This is a genomic window from Raineya orbicola, from assembly GCF_002843425.1.
In the GTDB taxonomy this organism is placed as follows: Bacteria; Bacteroidota; Bacteroidia; order Cytophagales; family Thermonemataceae; genus Raineya; species Raineya orbicola.
The window spans coordinates 37,002-53,723 of sequence record NZ_NKXO01000015.1 but is presented as its reverse complement, the minus strand read 5'-3'; the positions used below and the strand labels follow the sequence as shown (position 1 = coordinate 53,723).

Below are 16,722 nucleotides of genomic sequence, written 5' to 3'. Positions count from 1 at the left end.
AATTATTCAAATAGTTTAGTTTGAACTTCTTTTTTCTGCAATCTTTTATCCCAATAACCTTCTTTCTTTCTTTCTTGAAAAGTCTTTCTGACAATATGTTTTGTTAGTTCTTCCAGCATTACTTTTTCTTCTTGCAGGTAATTTTCCAGCCTTTTTTGGGCTATTTTCAAATATTCTTGCGAAATATCAATTCCTATAAAGTTTTTACCTAATAATTTGCTTGCAACGCAAGTAGTCCCACTTCCGCAGTAGGGGTCAATTACGGTTCCTTCTTTTTCGTTGAGTATAGCATAAATACAACGCACAGGTAAAGCAAGAGGAAAAGGGGCGGGATGTTCAACTTTCTGTTCAGGGCTGAAACGCCAAATAGAAGTGAGTAAGGCGTGCTTGGAAAGTAATTCCTCGCCAATTAAATCTTTATTGTTTTTGGGTTTATAAAGCCAGTAAATACGTTCATCTACTTGCCAAAAACGCCAACCTCGTATGTTGGCGGCAATCATTCGGTCCCACACAATTTCTTGCCTGATATTCCATTGCGTTTGCGAAAGCCACTGAATGGGGTGAAGCATAACTCCTTTTTCCCAACGAATTTTATGATTGTAAAAGAAACTTCCCCCAGGTTTAATCACTCTGTAAAGTTCATTCAAAACTTCAATTTGTTCTTTTTGATAAAGCGTTTCATCTTTTTTATCAGTAGCCGAGTCATATTTTACATTTTCTACAAGCCAACCTTTTTTATTTTCTTGTTTGTTGTATGGAGGAGAGGTTACACCCATATCTACACTACTATCAGGTAGTTGTTTCAATATAAGCAAGGCATCTCCACAAATGAACTGATTTTTCATTTCTCTATAAGTTGAGTGTAAAATTTTCTATCAAAAAATGCTTTGAAATGCTCTAAAACTTCGTTTTCTGCTAAATAAATTACTCGGCAAGATTTATCTTGCAGGTAGTTTTTGTAGTTAAAACGACAACTTCGTAGATATTTATTTTTTTCATCTCCATTTGGGAAGTGTTTTTGAAGTTGTTCTTCTAAAAAAAGCAGAAAAGTAGGTGTTTGAAATGGAAAAGAAAGGATGTATAATAACTTTCCATCTACAAAACCACTCGTAAGCAAATAGGGGTTTTCCTTTTTATCTTTTTCAAATCTTGCCCAGGTATAATCTGTAAAATTCCCTCCGCCATTAAGTTTTTTTTTATTTTTTTGTTTATGAAAATCGGTGGAATGAATATTTTGTGGTTTAGCTTCGCAATATATGGGCTTGCCACCAATAATAGAATTTTGCTTGAAGCCATTGAACCCTATTTTTCCTTCACTATGTTCGAAGCCAGCGATAGTAACCGTTAGAAATTCTCGTATGCTTGAGGAATTTTTATCGTTGATGTACATTGTAAGTAAATCAGCAAACAAGGCAATTAAGGTGTCTTTGGAGTTACCCAGTAAGTAGTGGCTAAATTCTTGATGACTTCGAGTTGCGTATAATTTTAGGGCTTTTGCTAATTCTTGATTCATTGTATATTCTAGTTTGCCTCAAAGATACATTTTTTTTCAAAAAAACTTATCTTGCCAAAGTTTTGAAATTACAAGGCAATGAAAAAACTCACTCGCCGCAAGGCTCTCAAAGATTTGTGTATAGGTTCGGCAGGTTTGCTATTGGCTCCAAGCTGTTTGGCTGAAAATCAGCAAGATAGCAAAAGGCAAGTGCAAATGGGCAAAAGAAGAGCCAAAGCCGATTTTAAGATTGTTATCAAGAATGGTAAAGCCTATATCAATCAAAAGTTAGTGGAAGGCTATTTTATAGGGATTGATTTTAATGGAAAACTTAAAATTTCAAAAGAACCCTTACAAGCCGAACAGGAAATTGATGCCGTAGGGAAAATTGTCAGCCCAGGTTTTATTGATATTTTAGCGGATAACGCTAATAATCCTGAACAAACCTACGCTATCTTTGAAAAATACAAAGTTACTGATGGCTTGACAACCGTGTTTCAGATGCACGGCGGAGCAGAATTTCCTAAAAAATTTCACGATTATTTTGATAAACTCCCTCACAGAGTAAATTATGGCGTAAGTGTGTTTGTAATGCGTTTGCGGTTAAAATATGCTTCGCTTGCAAAACGTTATGAAATGGCAGAGCAGGGGCTAAAAGAAGGAGCTTTAGCAATGGCTCATAGTCCCGAATATCAACCTGATACAAGTTATGAGGAGTTAAAAAAATACGCTGAAATTGCTAAAAAATATGAAAGACCTTACTTCTTACATTTACGGTACTCGTCTAAAGAAAAAGAGTTAGATGGAGTAAAAGAAGCCATACGCATAGCCCAAGAAACGGGTTGTCAAATTCATATAGACCATATCAACTCTACGGGAGGTACGTTCAATATGGCAAAGGCATTAGATTTAATCAATGATGCCAATGCCAAAGGAGCTAAAATTACTTGCTGTGTGTATCCATATAGTTTTTGGGCGACTTACTTGATTTCAGAACGATTCAGTGGAGATTGGCAAAAGCGTTACGGCATTACTTATGAAGATTTACAAATTGTTGGAAGTGGTGAAAAAATTACAGTACAAAGTTTTCCTATCTATCGCAAACGTCCAGGGCTTTTGGTAGCAGTTCCCGAAGGCACAATGCCTTTTGAAAAAACTATCAATTTAGCTTTACAGACAGATTTTTGTATGTTTGGCTCTGATGGAGGCATAGAGAAAGAGCCTCGAGCCAATTCTCACCCACGAGGAGCAGGCTTTGCCGCTACGGCTATTCGGCATTGCCTAAATATAGGTATGAGCCTTGAACAAGCTCTTGAACGCCTCATTGATAGACCTGCCAAACTCATTCAGCCTGCTATGAAAGATAGAGCCAAATTGCAAGATGATTTCTGGGCAGATATTACTATTTTTGATGCCCAAAATATCAGGGGTAAAGCCACCGTAGCAAACCCCAATCAGTTTTCAGAAGGGATTGAGTGTGTAATTGTCAATGGGGAAATTGCTTATCAGAATGGGAAACTGGTAAAATCTAATGGCAAGCCAATTAGGTACTAATTTTCTGTAAAATTGTTAAATTTCTTACGCCTTGCTTGCCAAAAGTAAAATATTTTATACCTTCGCAACCCTAAAACTTTGAAAATTTGGAGTTTGAAGTTTTTACTCTGAAAAAATTACAAAAACTATTTTGAAAAAAGCAATATTTTTTATTAAATTCGGTTGATAAAAATATCAGAAGGTAATGCAAAATGCACAAGAGATGAATTTGAAGGAGAAATTAAAGGAGGTTTTTGGCTATAGCCAATTTAGAGGCACACAAGAGCCTATTATCAAGAACTTAATGGCGGGTAATCATACTTTTGTGATTATGCCTACGGGGGCGGGGAAATCGCTTTGTTATCAGTTGCCTGCGGTGATTATGGACGGCACGGCTATTATCATTTCGCCACTCATAGCCTTGATGAAAAACCAAACCGACCAACTCACAGCTTTTGGAATAGATGCCCGATTTCTGAATTCTACATTGAGCAAATCAGAAATGACCAAAGTCAAAAAAGATGTATTGAGTGGCAAAGTAAAAATGCTTTATGTAGCTCCCGAATCACTCACGAAAGAAGATAATTTAGAATTTCTGAAAAAAGCCAAACTTTCTTTTGTAGCAATTGACGAGGCTCACTGCATTTCTGAATGGGGACACGACTTCCGCCCCGAATACCGAAAAATTCGTGGTATTGTAGATAATTTGAATAAAAACCTACCCATCATTGCTCTCACAGCTACGGCTACCCCCAAAGTTCAGCAGGACATTCAGAAAAACCTGCAAATGGAAGATGCCAAAGTCTTTATTTCCTCTTTCCACCGACCTAATCTTTTTTACGAAGTAAAGCCCAAAAGAGATCCCAAAAAACAACTTATTCGCTTTGTAAAACAACACAAAGGCGAATCGGGTATTATTTATTGTTTGAGCCGAAAAACCGTAGAAGAAATCGCTGAACTCCTGACGGTCAATGATGTGAAGGCATTGCCTTATCACGCAGGTTTGGAGGCAGAGGTGAGAATGAAAAACCAAGACGCATTCCTTAATGAAGATGTTGATGTAATTGTGGCTACCATTGCCTTCGGAATGGGCATAGATAAGCCTGATGTGCGTTTTGTTGTGCATTATGATGCTCCCAAATCATTAGAAGGCTACTATCAGGAAACAGGTAGAGCAGGCAGAGATGGCTTGCAAGGGCATTGCCTGATGCTTTTTGATAAAGAAGATATTTACAAGTTAGAAAAGTTCAACAAAGATAAAAGCGTAACTGAAAGAGATAATGCTCGCCACCTCTTGCAAGAAATAGCCGAGTATGCAGAATGCTCGGTGTGTAGGGTGAAACAACTATTGCACTACTTTGGAGAGGAATTTAAGCCTAATAATTGTGGTCAGTGTGATAATTGTTCGCATCCTCATAAAAAATACGAGGCAGAAGAACAAGTGCTTTTAGCTTTGAAGGCTATCAAACAGACAGAAGAGCGTTTTGGAGCAAAACACATTGCCGATGTACTGATGGGGGTTTCTAATGAATATGTAAAAAGCTATCAGCACGATAAACTGGAAGTATTCGGTAAGGGACAAGATTTTCCTGATACTAACTGGCTTTCTTTGCTTCGCCATATCCTGATTTTTGATTACGTCAAGAAAGATATTGATAACTTTGGCGTTTTGAAAATTACCCCCAAAGGTGAAAAATTCCTAAAAAATTCTCACGCTATTACGCTTACCAAAGATTACGACTTCAGCAATCCCGAAGAAGGCGAAGAAACTGAACAAGAAACCGTGCCGCAAACTTCGGGCAAAGCCTATGATGAGGTTCTTTTTGACTTGCTCAAAAATCTACGCAAACGCATTGCCAAAGAGAAAAATTTACCGCCTTACGTTATTTTTCAAGACCCCTCTTTAGAAGAAATGGCTACGACTTATCCCACTACCGAAGAAGAACTTGCCAAAGTAAATGGCGTGGGTATGGGAAAAGTACAAAAATTTGGCAAACCTTTCTTGGAAGCCATTGTAAAATATGTGGAGGAAAATGAAATTGAGACTGCCTCCGATGTGGTAGTTAAATCTACCGTAAATAAGTCTAAAACCAAGATTTTTATCATTCAGCAAATTGATAGAAAAGTAGATTTGGAGGAAATTGCAGAAGCCAAAGACCTTACTTTTGAGGAACTTTTGAATGAGATTGAGCATATCTGCGACTCAGGAACAAAGCTAAATTTAGATTATTACATCAATCAGGTGATAGAAAAAGAACGTCAGCAAGAGCTTTATGATTATTTTATGAATAGTGAAATTGACGATATTCAAGCCGCTATTCGTGACCTTGCTGATGATGATTTCACCGAAGAAGAAATCCGTCTGATGAGAATTAAATTTATTTCGGAAGTGGGGAATTAACATCACACTTTTGCTAAAAATTGTATCAAAATGGAGCTAAATCGGATATATTGTGAAAATTGCCTTGATACAATGAAAAGAATGTCCGATGAATTTGTAGATTTTATTATTACCTCCCCGCCTTATGATGATATTAGGAACTATAATGGCTATCAATTTGAATTTGAAAAAATAGCCCAAGAGCTATTTAGAGTACTGAAAAAAGGAGGAGTAATGATTTGGGTAGTAGCTGATGCTACAATAGAAGGAAGTGAAACAGGCACATCTTTCAAGCAGGCGTTATTTTTTAAGGAACAAGTAGGCTTTCGTATTCACGATACGATGATTTACTACAAGAATAATCCTATGCCTCAAACGGGCAAAAGATACCACCAGCATTTTGAATATATGTTTGCTTTTTCTAAAGATACGCCTATAACTTTCAATCCAATTACTGAGCCTACTAAATACAACGGTATTGCTAATATGAAAAATAGGGGGAAAAATGGCTCACTTGAATACAAACAGATTTTAAGAACCTCTGAAAAAAAAGTGGGAAATGTGTTTTTTTATTCCATTGGTGGGGGTATTTCTACCAAAGATAAAGTTGCTTATCAACACCCCGCTATTTTTCCTGAACAACTTGTTTATGACCAAATCTATACTTGGACAAATGAAGGTGATTTGGTCTATGACCCTTTTATGGGTAGTGGTACTACTGCTAAGGTGGCAAGGGCTATGAATAGAAGATGGATAGGGTCTGAAATTTCGACAGAATATGTACAGATTGCAGAAAAAAGATTGGAAAATACTCTAAATTTATTTAATCTTTGTAATAATGGCTGATTTTATTACAGGTTCAAAGATAGCAAAGGATGGTTTTAGAAACGAAGATGATATTATCAAAAAATTCAATCAATGGCAATACGATGCAGAAGCCCGAGAATGGTTAAAAATAATGAATTATAAGTTAGATGAAATTGAATGGGTGGAAGCTATTAAAATATATGGATATAAAACAGATGTACAGGTACAAGTACGCATTCGGCTTCAAAAAGCTTTAGATGTTCAAAATATTCAGGTAAAACTTGTAAGTAATGTAAGAGGATTTAACCAGATAGATAAACACTGGGTTGATTATTATGCGGATTTGTGGCATATTCCTAATGAAATAGTCATACTCTTAAAATATTTTACAGGAGAATTGCAAATGGGTAAATCTAATTTAAGAGATAAAAGAAGAATGTTTGCAGATGAGTTTAGCATAGATGAGCAAAAAAGCATTTTAGAATGGTTAAAAGCCAACCAAGCAATGATTATCACCGATATACTCAAAGGTAGAGGTAAATTCGCCGCTGAATGGATGTTAGTAGCTCAGAAAATAAACTTGAATGCTCGGTGGATACTTAGACCTATGAATTTTTGCTTGAACTTCTTCGGTAATGGGGAAATTTTAATTACCCCAGGTGGAAGTTTTAGAATAGGTAGAATTACAATGCAGAGAAAAGGAGGAGATGCTGGCAGAAAAACAGCTAATATGTTACAATTTAAAATAAATCCCGCAGAATTATTTTTGGAAAATACTTCACAATGAATTTGCAAGAAATAGCACTTTTTTTTGATACACCGATATTCGTAGTACCTGAATATGATGCTTCTATTTCAGCTTTACTGGCTAATTGTGAAGCTGAAATACTTTTTTTGTTTGAGACAGAAGTTGATACAAATACACAAAACGCAAAAAATCAGAAGGTTTTGGATAGTATGCTCAAAGCATTAGCCGAAAAACAAAAAAACTCACCTTCCATAGAAAACGTAGAAAAAGAAATACTCACTTTCCCTGAAAAAAGACATATTTACTGGGATTTTTCAAGTACAAAAGTAAAATATGTAGTAGTTTTTGGTGAAAATACCGCTAAAAATATAGGTCTGCAAGTAGAAAAATATTCTTGGCAAAAATGGAAAGGTGTGTGGGTACTTTTAACTCATTCTCTTCAAGAAATAGAAACTCAAAAAATTTACAAAAATCTCATCTGGCAGACTATGACCCAAATGTTTCAGTAAAAACCTCTTAAACATTTTTTGCTCTTTTGCGTTCTTTGTAAGTTTTTTATAGCTTTTTTAAGAAATCAAAAATTTTGTGTAAATTTGCTATCTCAAAATTTTTTCCCGGAAAATTTATCAAAACGCAAAAGGTTTATGTTCAAAAAAACTTTTACCCTCTGTTTGTTGGGCATTTCACTTACTTGCTTTGCACAAAACGAAAAGCAGGTAAAGTGGATACAAGAACGCAGTAACACCACTAAACTGCAAGAACTTTCGCAAAAATTTAGAAAGCAAGAATTGGAAGCCAAAAAAGAAGCCTACCTTTTAGCTCAAAGGAAAGGTTTGCCCATATTCCAAACACTTGCAGATGGCAGAATTGCAGAATTGCAATATTTTGAAAATGGTTACCCTATTTACTTTGTAACTACCAGTAATCTCAATGCCGCCGCTACTACGAAAGCTTCTGACTTGTGGACTGGTGGCTCTTTGGGTTTGAACCTCAATGGGCAAGGAATGATCATTGGCGAGTGGGACGGTGGTGCCGTAAGAAGCACACATCAAGAGATTTCTAGCAGAGTTATTCAGCAAGATGGAGCGGCTTTTGCTGTAAATGGCAACACTAGCCACGCTACACACGTAGCAGGTACGCTTATGGGGAGCGGTGTGCAAAGCAGTGCCAAAGGTATGGCACATCAGGCTACGCTTTGGGCAAATGATTGGAATAGCGATTTGAGTGAAGCTACTACTCAGGCGGGTAATGGGCTTTTAGTGTCTAATCACTCTTACGGCTATCTTGCTACTTCTTTGCAACAATGGCAATTTGGATATTACGACTCTAATTCTGCCAATTGGGACGAACTCTGTGTAAATGCTCCCTACTATTTACCTTGTATTGCCGCAGGTAACGACCGAAATAACAATCCTAACCCCAGTGCAGGCGGCTACGACCTTATTACAGGAAGAGGTTGTGCTAAAAACGTGCTTACTGTGGGGGCAGTGAATATACAAACTAACTATACAGGACCTTCTTCGGTGGTGATGTCAAGTTTTAGCAATTGGGGACCTACCGATGATGGACGTATAAAACCCGATGTAGTGGGAGCAGGGGTTGGTATTTACTCTTCGGTGGCAGATGCCGATAATGCCTATGCTACTTACAACGGTACTTCAATGGCTACGCCCAACGTGGCAGGTACATTGATTTTGCTTCAACAACACTATAAAAATCTTAATTCAGGTGCTTTTATGCGTGCCGCTACACTTAAAGCACTTGTAATACATACCGCTAATGAGGCAGGCTCGGCTCCCGGACCTGATTATAGCTTCGGTTGGGGACTTGTGAATGCCAACAAAGCCGCACAAGCTATTACCAATAAAGGTACTACTGCTTTTATAGAGGAAAGAATCTTGAACAATGCTACCTCACAAACATTCCAAATCGTTGCTACAGGTGGTTCTACGCCTTTGGAAATTACTATTGCTTGGACAGACCCCAAAGGCACCCTTGCTCCAACAGGGGTTGTCAATCCGCCTAATTTAATGCTCGTAAATGATTTGGATTTGAGAGTTTGGAGAAACAATACAGACTATCATTTCCCTTGGGTATTAGACCCAGCTGTTCCTTCTGCTCCTGCTACGCGTGGCGATAATTTCAGAGATAATGTTGAAAAAATTATCATTGATAATCCTGTGGCGGGAGCTACCTATTACATTCAGGTTTGCCATAAAAATACTTTACAAGGTGGAAATCAGCCTTATTCTATGATAGTTACAGGAGGCACTGCTTTTGCAGTAGCTACTGCAACCCCTCCTCCTTTGGTATTTGCAAAATTTACCCAAAATAAAACAGAAGGTAAAAATAATGAAGTCGTTCTTTTCACAGATGCTTCATCTGTATATTCTTGTGGTTCGCCTGCTATCACCTCTTGGACTTGGAACTTTGATGTGAATGGTGTAGGTGGGGCTACTCCTGCGACTTTTAGTGGAAAAAATCCTCCGCCTGTTACATTTGCTAAATCTGAAAATTACTTAGTAAGGCTCACCGTAACCAATGGCACAAACAATGATGTGTTCACCTCTAACGTAAATATTGGTTTAGCAAATCCAACTAATCTCCAAATTACGAATATGCTCAACAATGGAACAGATAATTATGTTATCAATCAGACGGATTTAAGTTGGCAAGATAATTCCGATGAAACGAATTTTGAAGTTCAACGCCGTATCAATCAGGTAGGAAATACTTTTGCAACCATAGCTACTCTACCTGCCAATACGACAACTTATTCGGATAACACCATAGAAGACTCTAAAAATTATGTGTATCGTGTAAGAGCAACGAAGGGAACGTTACAACCTGCACCTTCTAATGCCGTTGCTATACTTACCGTGAGCTTTATCACAAATCTTAATGAGGAGTTGGGCAAAAATACTACCATTTACCCGAATCCCACTTCTCATCATATTCAGATAGAATTGAACAGTAGCGATAAAGTACAGAAGGTGATATTGTTCAATCAGTTGGGGCAAAAAGTGCTACAAACAAGTTATACAGGCGAACCTATTAGTGTAGTTCATTTACCTAAGGGTATGTATTGGGTGCAAATAGAAACAAAAGAGCAAGGAATAATTACAAAAAAATTGCTTGTACAATAAAAGGTTATTGACAAAAAAGAGAAAAGCCCTCGTCGTTGGAAGCGAGGGCTTTATTATGCAATAAAAAGAAAAGTTACACTTTTTCTACAATCAGGGCAGAAGCACCACCGCCACCATTACAGATAGCTACCATTCCACGTTTTTTATCCTTTTGGTGCAGGGCGTTAATAAGAGTAGTTACAATTCTGGCTCCTGATGCTCCGAGAGGGTGTCCGAGGGCTACGGCACCACCCATTACGTTGGTTTTTTCAAGAGGAATATCCAAAACCTTATCAAAAGCCAGCGTAACCACAGCAAAAGCTTCATTTACTTCAAACAAATCAATTTCGTTCAAAGAAATACCTGCATTTTTAGCGGCGATAGGAGCGGCTTTGGTAGGAGCAGTAGTGAACCAAGCAGGTTCTTGTTGTGCATCGGCAAAAGCTACAATTTTAGCAATGGGCTTTAATCCTAATTTTTCAGCTTTTTCTTTGCTCATTAGTACAAGTGCGGCAGCACCATCATTGATTTTGGAAGCATTGGCGGCGGTTACGGTACCATCAGGGGTAAAGGCGGGTTTGAGCGTAGGGATTTTATCAAACATTACGTTTTTATACTCTTCATCTTCGGCAAGCAGTACAGGGTCGCCTTTCTTTTGAGGAACTGCTACGGGAATAATTTCGTTTTTGAATGCTCCATTTTTGGTGTGTTCGGCGGCAAGTTCGTAAGAGCGAATAGCAAACTCATCTTGCTGTTGGCGAGAAATATCATACTTTTTGGCAGTTGCATCAGCAAAAACGCCCATAGCTTTTTTATCATAGACATCTTCCAAACCATCACGCACCAAGCCATCTAAAAATTCGCCGTTGCCATAACGATAGCCAAAACGTGCTTTGGGTACGTAAAAAGGAATGTTTGTCATACTTTCCATACCACCTGCCACAATCACATCAGCCAAACCTAACATAATACTTTGAGCCGCTAGCATAATCGCTTTTGTTCCCGAAGCACATACTTTATTGATAGTAGTTGAGGGAATATCATAGCCCAATCCACCCAATACTGCCGCTTGCGTGGCGGGGGCTTGTCCTAAATTAGCAGAAACCACATTGCCCATATAGACCTCTTGCACTTCTTTGGGGTCTATACCTGCTTTTTCTATAGCACCTTTGATAGCAAAACCTCCTAATTGCGTTGCAGAAAAAGGAGAAAGTACGCCTCCAAAACTTCCAATAGGCGTTCTAACAGCCGAAATTACATATACTTCTTTCATTGGGTTAAGGGTTTAATGGTTTTCAAAGTTAAAAATTTTATCACTTTGGCAAGTGTTTTGCAAAAAAATTATTTAAAGTTTTTAGCAAACCAATCTTCCATTGAAACAGCCTTTTGCTCGTGTTTGATACTTTCGCTAATCTTTTTCTGTGCTTCTTTGATAGCCTTTGTAATGAGTTGATGAGAAAGGCTTTCAGTTTCCTTTATACCCAATTTTTTGAGCATTTCCAGAATTTTATCTCCTGAAAATTTTTTCAAAATAGGTTCATCAAAACTTGTATAAACATACGCCTTTGCTCTGAAACTAATATCTCCAATTTTCTTTAAAATTTCGGTTTCTTCAACAGCCAAAGGGTAATGCTCTGCAAAGAATACGGATAGCTCTTTATTTGTAAAATCTTTTTTTAGATAACTACTCAAATGCCGAAATTCGTTTGCCGAAAAAATCAGGATTTTAGAAGTATCTTTTAAGTTATCTGCACTTTGTACCCACTCATAAGGTTTTTGGAGATTGGGTAGTAGAGTTTGCAAGGTGCTAAAAGTGCGTTCAAAGAAGTAAATGAGCCAAGTAGGTTTGCTTTCTGCTGATTTTTGTAAATCTCGAAGTAAAGCCGCCCACTTGGCTTCTTGGCTTATCCAGACTACGTCATCTAAACGGACAAGCTGTAAATCTTTTTTTCCAAAAAATGAAAACATAAATTTTATGAATTAGAAGTTTCTTTATTTTTGTTGGCTTTTTTAATCGTAAAATACACGGTAGTTCCCTTACCGAGTTCGCTATCAATGTACAACTTTCCGCCATTTTTTTGAATGAAATCTTTACACATCATTAAGCCGAAGCCCGAGCCTTTTTCTTTTTTAGTGCCGAGCATAGAAACGTGAATTTCGGGCATAAAAATTTTTTCTAAAAGTTCCTGACTAATACCCACGCCTGTATCGCTAATGCTTACCATATATTTATCTTTGCCTCTGTTTTGGATAAAAATTTCTACTTTGCCGCCTTCGTGGGTGAATTTGATAGCATTAGAAAGTAGATTACGAAGCGTGAAATTCATCATATCTTTATCAGCATCTACTATAAACTCCGATTTGGCGTGATTGATAACTCTGATTTGCTTACTTTCTGCCATAGGCGAAAGTTGGGCAATTACTTGCTCTATCATTGTGCTTATATTGAAATGATTAGGATTAAGTTCTAATTCATCAGTTTGCAGTTGCGACCATTGCACCAAAGAGGTTATCATCACAGAAATTTTATCAAAAGAAGCATACATATCTTGGGCAATGGCAGATAGCTCTTGTGGGCTAAATGTTTCAGGGTGGTGTTGCATAAGGCTCAAAAATCCTTTTAGCGAATTGAGAGGGCTTTTGAGGTCTTGGGTGATAGTATCAAAAAGCGTTTCTTTGATGGAAGCGAGTTTTTCAAGGCGTTTTTCGGAGTCTTCCAATTGTTTGTTGATATCCTTCAAGAATTGATTGCTTTCAAATAAAAGACGAGCATTTTCTTTAATTTCTTGAAACTGCATTTGGATACGCTTAATCATCAGGTTAAAATCCTCGGTGAGTTGTCCAATTTCATCGTTGGTATATTTACGAGCAGGCTTGAGATCTTCGGAAAAGTTCATTTCTATAGCCTTGTGCATAGCTTTGGAAAGCTCTGTGATGGGAATTGTGATAAAAAATGATAGAAAATAACTGAAAGTAAGACTAACTACTACCACAATAAGCAAGGTAATTACGAATATATTTTGAAATTGCCCTCGCATATTTTTAACTTTCTCTTCTACAATACGGCTAATGTTTTCAATACGAGCAATGGCTCTATCACTGCTTTCTCGCATTTGCTGATAAGTACCCATTTTAGAGTCTTTGAATAAACTCAATTCTTTATCCAAGGCAACAATTTGCATAAATTTTTGCTGATACTTTTCTAATAGGTCTTTGGTTTCTGAGTGGGCAGTGGTAAGAATAGCCTCGCGAATAGCATTGTGAAAATCAATAAAACTGGCGGAATCTTTTCGCATTAAGTAGTCTTTTTCAAAGCCTTTCAGCGTATAGAGAACAATTGGTGAAATTTGATTTTTCTCTTCCAATTGTGTTGTGATTTTTTGGAGGTCATTTTCAAGTCCGTAGTTTTTATTTCCTTTCTGAAAAGTTTTGGTTACAAAGTTTTTAAAGGCATTTTCGTATTCTTTCAGGTCTTTTTGTAGTTCTTGCAGGCGGCTATCTACTCCAAATTCTTGAATTTCTTTGTTTTTGAGTAATTTGCTGATACGTTTTTGGAGATCTTGCAGAAGAGTACGATTTCTTTTTTGGTTTTCACTTACGCCTGTACGATAAAACTTATCTTGTACGCTTTCTTGTTCAATAAAGTTATTTTCATTTTTGACAAGTTTGAGAATATCTGTGGTAATCTCTTCTATTTCGTTGGTAATTTCGTGAATGGTATCTCTTTTTGCATAGAACCAAAAACTCATACCCACTACAAAAACAATGATAAGGGTAAAAGTGAAAAAAGCAATAAACAGCTTTCGTCTGAGCTTGGTATTGTTGATTAAATCAAAAAGCATACATTCTTGGGTGCTTCGCCGTAAAATTAAATTTTTCTTGCAAATAGCCAAAAAAATTACATAATTTCGTGAAACTTGTTTTTGAATAAATTTTGATTTATGAAAATACAGGGCAAACTGAAACGCCTGCTGATTGCCATTACAGTTCTCTTTTTGAGTTTTGCAACAGGAGTAGCAGGATTTATGCTGATAGAAGATTATCAGTTTTTTGATGCTTTGTATATGTGTGTGATAACTACTTCAACCATAGGCTATCAGGAAGTAAGACCGCTTTCCGATGTGGGCAGGGCATTTAATATTTTTTACATTCTCACCAATCTTGCCATATTTGCTTTTGTAATTTCTACGCTTACCTCTTATTTGTTTGAGGGAGAGCTACAAAGAATTTTCAAGCGTTATCAAATCCGAAAAATTATCAAAAAGATGAAAAATCATATTATCGTTTGTGGTTATGGGCGAAATGGTTTCAATGTGTGCCAAGAACTTGACCGCCTCAAAATTCCTTATGTGCTTATTGAAAAGGTAGAATCGCATTTGCAAAACTTTCGGGTGGATAAGTATAAGCAAGCTATTTTAGGTGATGCTATTCACGAGGAAACTTTGCTGGAAGCCAATATCAAAGAGGCAAAAGCCTTGATTATTGCTTTGCCCAATGATGCCAATAACGTTTTTATTACGCTTACGGCTCGCGAGCTAAATCCGAATATATTTATTGTTTGCCGTTCATCGGAGCCTAGTTCCGAAAAAAAAATATACCGAGCTGGGGCAAATAAAGTTATTATGCCCGAAGCATTAGGGGGTATTCATATGGCTCAATTGGTCGTAAAACCTTACATCGTGGAGTTTGTTGATTTAATTAGCGGGCTTGATGAAATGAAGCTCAAATTAGATGAAGTACGTCTGACTGAAATAAAGCCAGAAATCAAGCATCTTTCTATCAAAGACCTGCAAAATGATATAGATTGTGAAGTAAATATCATTGCTTTCAAGGATAAAGAAAAGGGCTTTATTCTAAACCCACGCAGCGACACCCAACTTTCAGAAGATAAAGTTTTGATAATTTTAGGCACTAATGAAGCTATTGGGCGTTTCAAACAAAAATATTTGCAGTGATAGAAAATAGGAACGTATAGATAAGACACAAGAACTTATCACCCAATTTACGGAAAGTAGATAATCAATGGGGCATAGAGCGTAGCTAAAATGACCCATTTGGAATGAACAGCAACTTTGGCAAATTTAGGGGGCTAATCTTTGTATTACCCAATTTTCATTTTGTTGTAAAGTATAGCAAATCCTATCGTGCAAGCGGTTTTCTCTGCCTTGCCAGAACTCTATGTAATGAGGTTTTACCAGATACCCCCCCCAATGTGTAGGGCGTTGAACCGCCTGATTTTCAAACTCTTTTTGATATTTAGCAAAAAGACTTTCTAATACGCTTCTGTTTTCTATTACTTCACTTTGTGGTGAAGCCCAAGCTCCGATTTGGCTTTCACGAGGGCGAGAAAGAAAATACTCGTTGCTTTTTTCGGGACTTAAAAATGAGGCTTTGCCTTCAATACGCACCTGTCTTTCTAACTCTGCCCAAAAAAAAGTAAGAGCTACTGCCTGATTTTGAGAAATTTCCAAACCTTTTCTGCTTTTGTAATTGGTGTAAAAAACAAAACCGCCTTCCTCAACGCCTTTGAGTAATACTATCCTGCCCGAAGGTTCGCCTGTGGCGGCTACTGTTGCCAAAAACATTGCGTTGGGTTCTAAAATTTCGGATTTTAGAGCTTCTGCAAACCAAGTTTCAAATTGCTCAATCGGGTTCGGTTTCACATCTTTTACGTCCAAAGATGCCATTTTGTATTCTCGGCGAATTTTTGCAATACTCAGTTTCATAGTAACATTTCAAAGTTTGATGCTGGGTATCAAAAATTGTTTCTTATTTTCAAATTTATGCAAATAATAGAAAATTTCAAACTATTGGATAGTTCAGAAAATAAAAAGCGGTGAAAATGCTCACCGCTTCTTGTTTTATTCGTCATTATTTTCGTTTTCGTCCATTTCGCGTTTTTTCTCTTCTTCCTCTTTAAGTCTTTGCTCTTCTTTATCAGTTTTACGCTCTAATAATCCTTCCTCAATGGCGGCACCTATGTATTTGGTGATGATTTCAATAGATTTGTAAGCATCATCATTGCCGGGAATAGGGAAATCCACTTCATTAGGATTGGAGTTGGTATCAACGATAGCAAAAACAGGAATACCCAAACGATTGGCTTCTTTTACGGCGATATGTTCTCTTTTAATATCCACAACAAACATAGCGGCGGGTAAGCCTCTCAAATCTGAAATACCTCCCAAAACTTTTTCAAGTTTATCTCTTTTTCTCATCAAAAGCAAACGCTCGCGTTTAGCAAGGTTTTCAAAATCTTCGCTCTTGATAAGTTTTTCAATAGAGGAAAGCTTTTTGAGAGATTTTTTGATAGTAGTGTTATTGGTAAGCATACCACCTAACCAACGTTCCGTAACGTAAGGCATTTTAAGGCGTTTGGCTTCGCTAGATACAATCTCTTGAGCTTGTTTTTTAGTAGCTACAAACAAGACTCTTTTACCTGCACGCACAATTTTTTTCAGGGCTTCGCCTGCATCTTGCAAGCAAGCAATGGTTTTGTTGAGGTCAATGATATGGATACCATTTTTCTCCATAAAGATATATGGAGCCATACGGGGGTCCCATTTACGCGTAAGGTGTCCGAAATGCACCCCTGCGTTCAAAAGGTCTTTATATTCAACTTGTTGAGCCATTTTTC

General features: G+C 37.3%; 14 protein-coding genes. 7 read left to right on the top strand and 7 right to left on the bottom strand.

Going from position 1 to position 16,722, the window contains the following annotated elements; translation table 11 throughout:
- Positions 1–2: 2 nt before the first annotated feature.
- Positions 3–845, bottom strand: coding sequence for a DNA-methyltransferase (locus tag Rain11_RS05940; protein ID WP_101358427.1), 843 nt, complete (start codon positions 843–845; stop codon positions 3–5).
- Positions 842–1,513, bottom strand: coding sequence for a hypothetical protein (locus tag Rain11_RS05935; RefSeq protein WP_101358426.1), 672 nt, complete (start codon positions 1,511–1,513; stop codon positions 842–844). The genes Rain11_RS05940 and Rain11_RS05935 overlap by 4 nt, the downstream gene beginning before the upstream one ends.
- A 78-nt stretch (positions 1,514–1,591) precedes the next feature.
- Between Rain11_RS05935 and Rain11_RS05930 the strand changes: the two genes are divergently transcribed.
- The 6 genes from Rain11_RS05930 (at position 1,592) to Rain11_RS05905 (ending at position 10,106) form a co-directional block, all read left to right on the top strand.
- Entirely contained in the window at positions 1,592–3,046 is a 1,455-nt protein-coding gene (locus Rain11_RS05930) for an amidohydrolase family protein (protein ID WP_101358425.1), read from the top strand.
- Positions 3,047–3,230: 184 nt separating this feature from the next.
- Positions 3,231–5,426, top strand: a complete 2,196-nt coding sequence (gene recQ / locus Rain11_RS05925; RefSeq protein ID WP_101358424.1) for a DNA helicase RecQ — start codon at positions 3,231–3,233, stop codon at positions 5,424–5,426.
- A gap of 72 nt (positions 5,427–5,498) precedes the next feature.
- On the top strand, positions 5,499–6,251 hold the full coding sequence (locus Rain11_RS05920; protein ID WP_207764424.1) for a DNA-methyltransferase: 753 nt from the start codon (positions 5,499–5,501) through the stop codon (positions 6,249–6,251).
- Positions 6,244–6,999, top strand: a complete 756-nt coding sequence (locus Rain11_RS05915; protein WP_101358422.1) for a PDDEXK family nuclease — start codon at positions 6,244–6,246, stop codon at positions 6,997–6,999. The genes Rain11_RS05920 and Rain11_RS05915 overlap by 8 nt, the downstream gene beginning before the upstream one ends.
- A complete protein-coding gene (locus Rain11_RS05910) occupies positions 6,996–7,469 on the top strand; it encodes a hypothetical protein (RefSeq protein ID WP_101358421.1) in 474 nt (157 codons plus the stop codon). The genes Rain11_RS05915 and Rain11_RS05910 overlap by 4 nt, the downstream gene beginning before the upstream one ends.
- 135 nt (positions 7,470–7,604) lie before the next feature.
- Positions 7,605–10,106 carry a S8 family serine peptidase gene (locus Rain11_RS05905; RefSeq protein WP_101358420.1) on the top strand — a complete coding sequence of 834 codons (2,502 nt, stop codon included), beginning with the start codon at positions 7,605–7,607 and terminating at the stop codon, positions 10,104–10,106.
- A 73-nt stretch (positions 10,107–10,179) separates the two neighbouring features.
- On the opposite strand, the gene Rain11_RS05900 is transcribed toward Rain11_RS05905, so the two are convergent.
- From Rain11_RS05900 to Rain11_RS05890, 3 genes are all read right to left on the bottom strand, one after another.
- A complete protein-coding gene (locus tag Rain11_RS05900; RefSeq protein WP_101358419.1) occupies positions 10,180–11,358 on the bottom strand; it encodes an acetyl-CoA C-acyltransferase in 1,179 nt (392 codons plus the stop codon).
- 68 nt (positions 11,359–11,426) lie between these two features.
- A complete protein-coding gene (locus tag Rain11_RS05895) occupies positions 11,427–12,053 on the bottom strand; it encodes a hypothetical protein (RefSeq protein WP_101358418.1) in 627 nt (208 codons plus the stop codon).
- A 5-nt stretch (positions 12,054–12,058) separates the two neighbouring features.
- Entirely contained in the window at positions 12,059–13,927 is a 1,869-nt protein-coding gene (locus tag Rain11_RS05890) for an ATP-binding protein (RefSeq protein ID WP_101358417.1), read from the bottom strand.
- 99 nt (positions 13,928–14,026) lie between these two features.
- Between Rain11_RS05890 and Rain11_RS05885 the strand changes: the two genes are divergently transcribed.
- The gene (locus Rain11_RS05885) at positions 14,027–15,040 is read left to right on the top strand and encodes a potassium channel family protein (RefSeq protein WP_101358416.1); all 1,014 of its coding nucleotides are present in this window, start codon (positions 14,027–14,029) and stop codon (positions 15,038–15,040) included.
- Between the two features lie 126 nt (positions 15,041–15,166).
- On the opposite strand, the gene pdxH is transcribed toward Rain11_RS05885, so the two are convergent.
- A complete protein-coding gene (pdxH, locus tag Rain11_RS05880) occupies positions 15,167–15,811 on the bottom strand; it encodes a pyridoxamine 5'-phosphate oxidase (RefSeq protein WP_207764423.1) in 645 nt (214 codons plus the stop codon).
- A gap of 135 nt (positions 15,812–15,946) precedes the next feature.
- The gene (gene rpsB, locus Rain11_RS05875; RefSeq protein ID WP_101358415.1) at positions 15,947–16,717 is read right to left on the bottom strand and encodes a 30S ribosomal protein S2; all 771 of its coding nucleotides are present in this window, start codon (positions 16,715–16,717) and stop codon (positions 15,947–15,949) included.
- Positions 16,718–16,722: the final 5 nt, after the last annotated feature.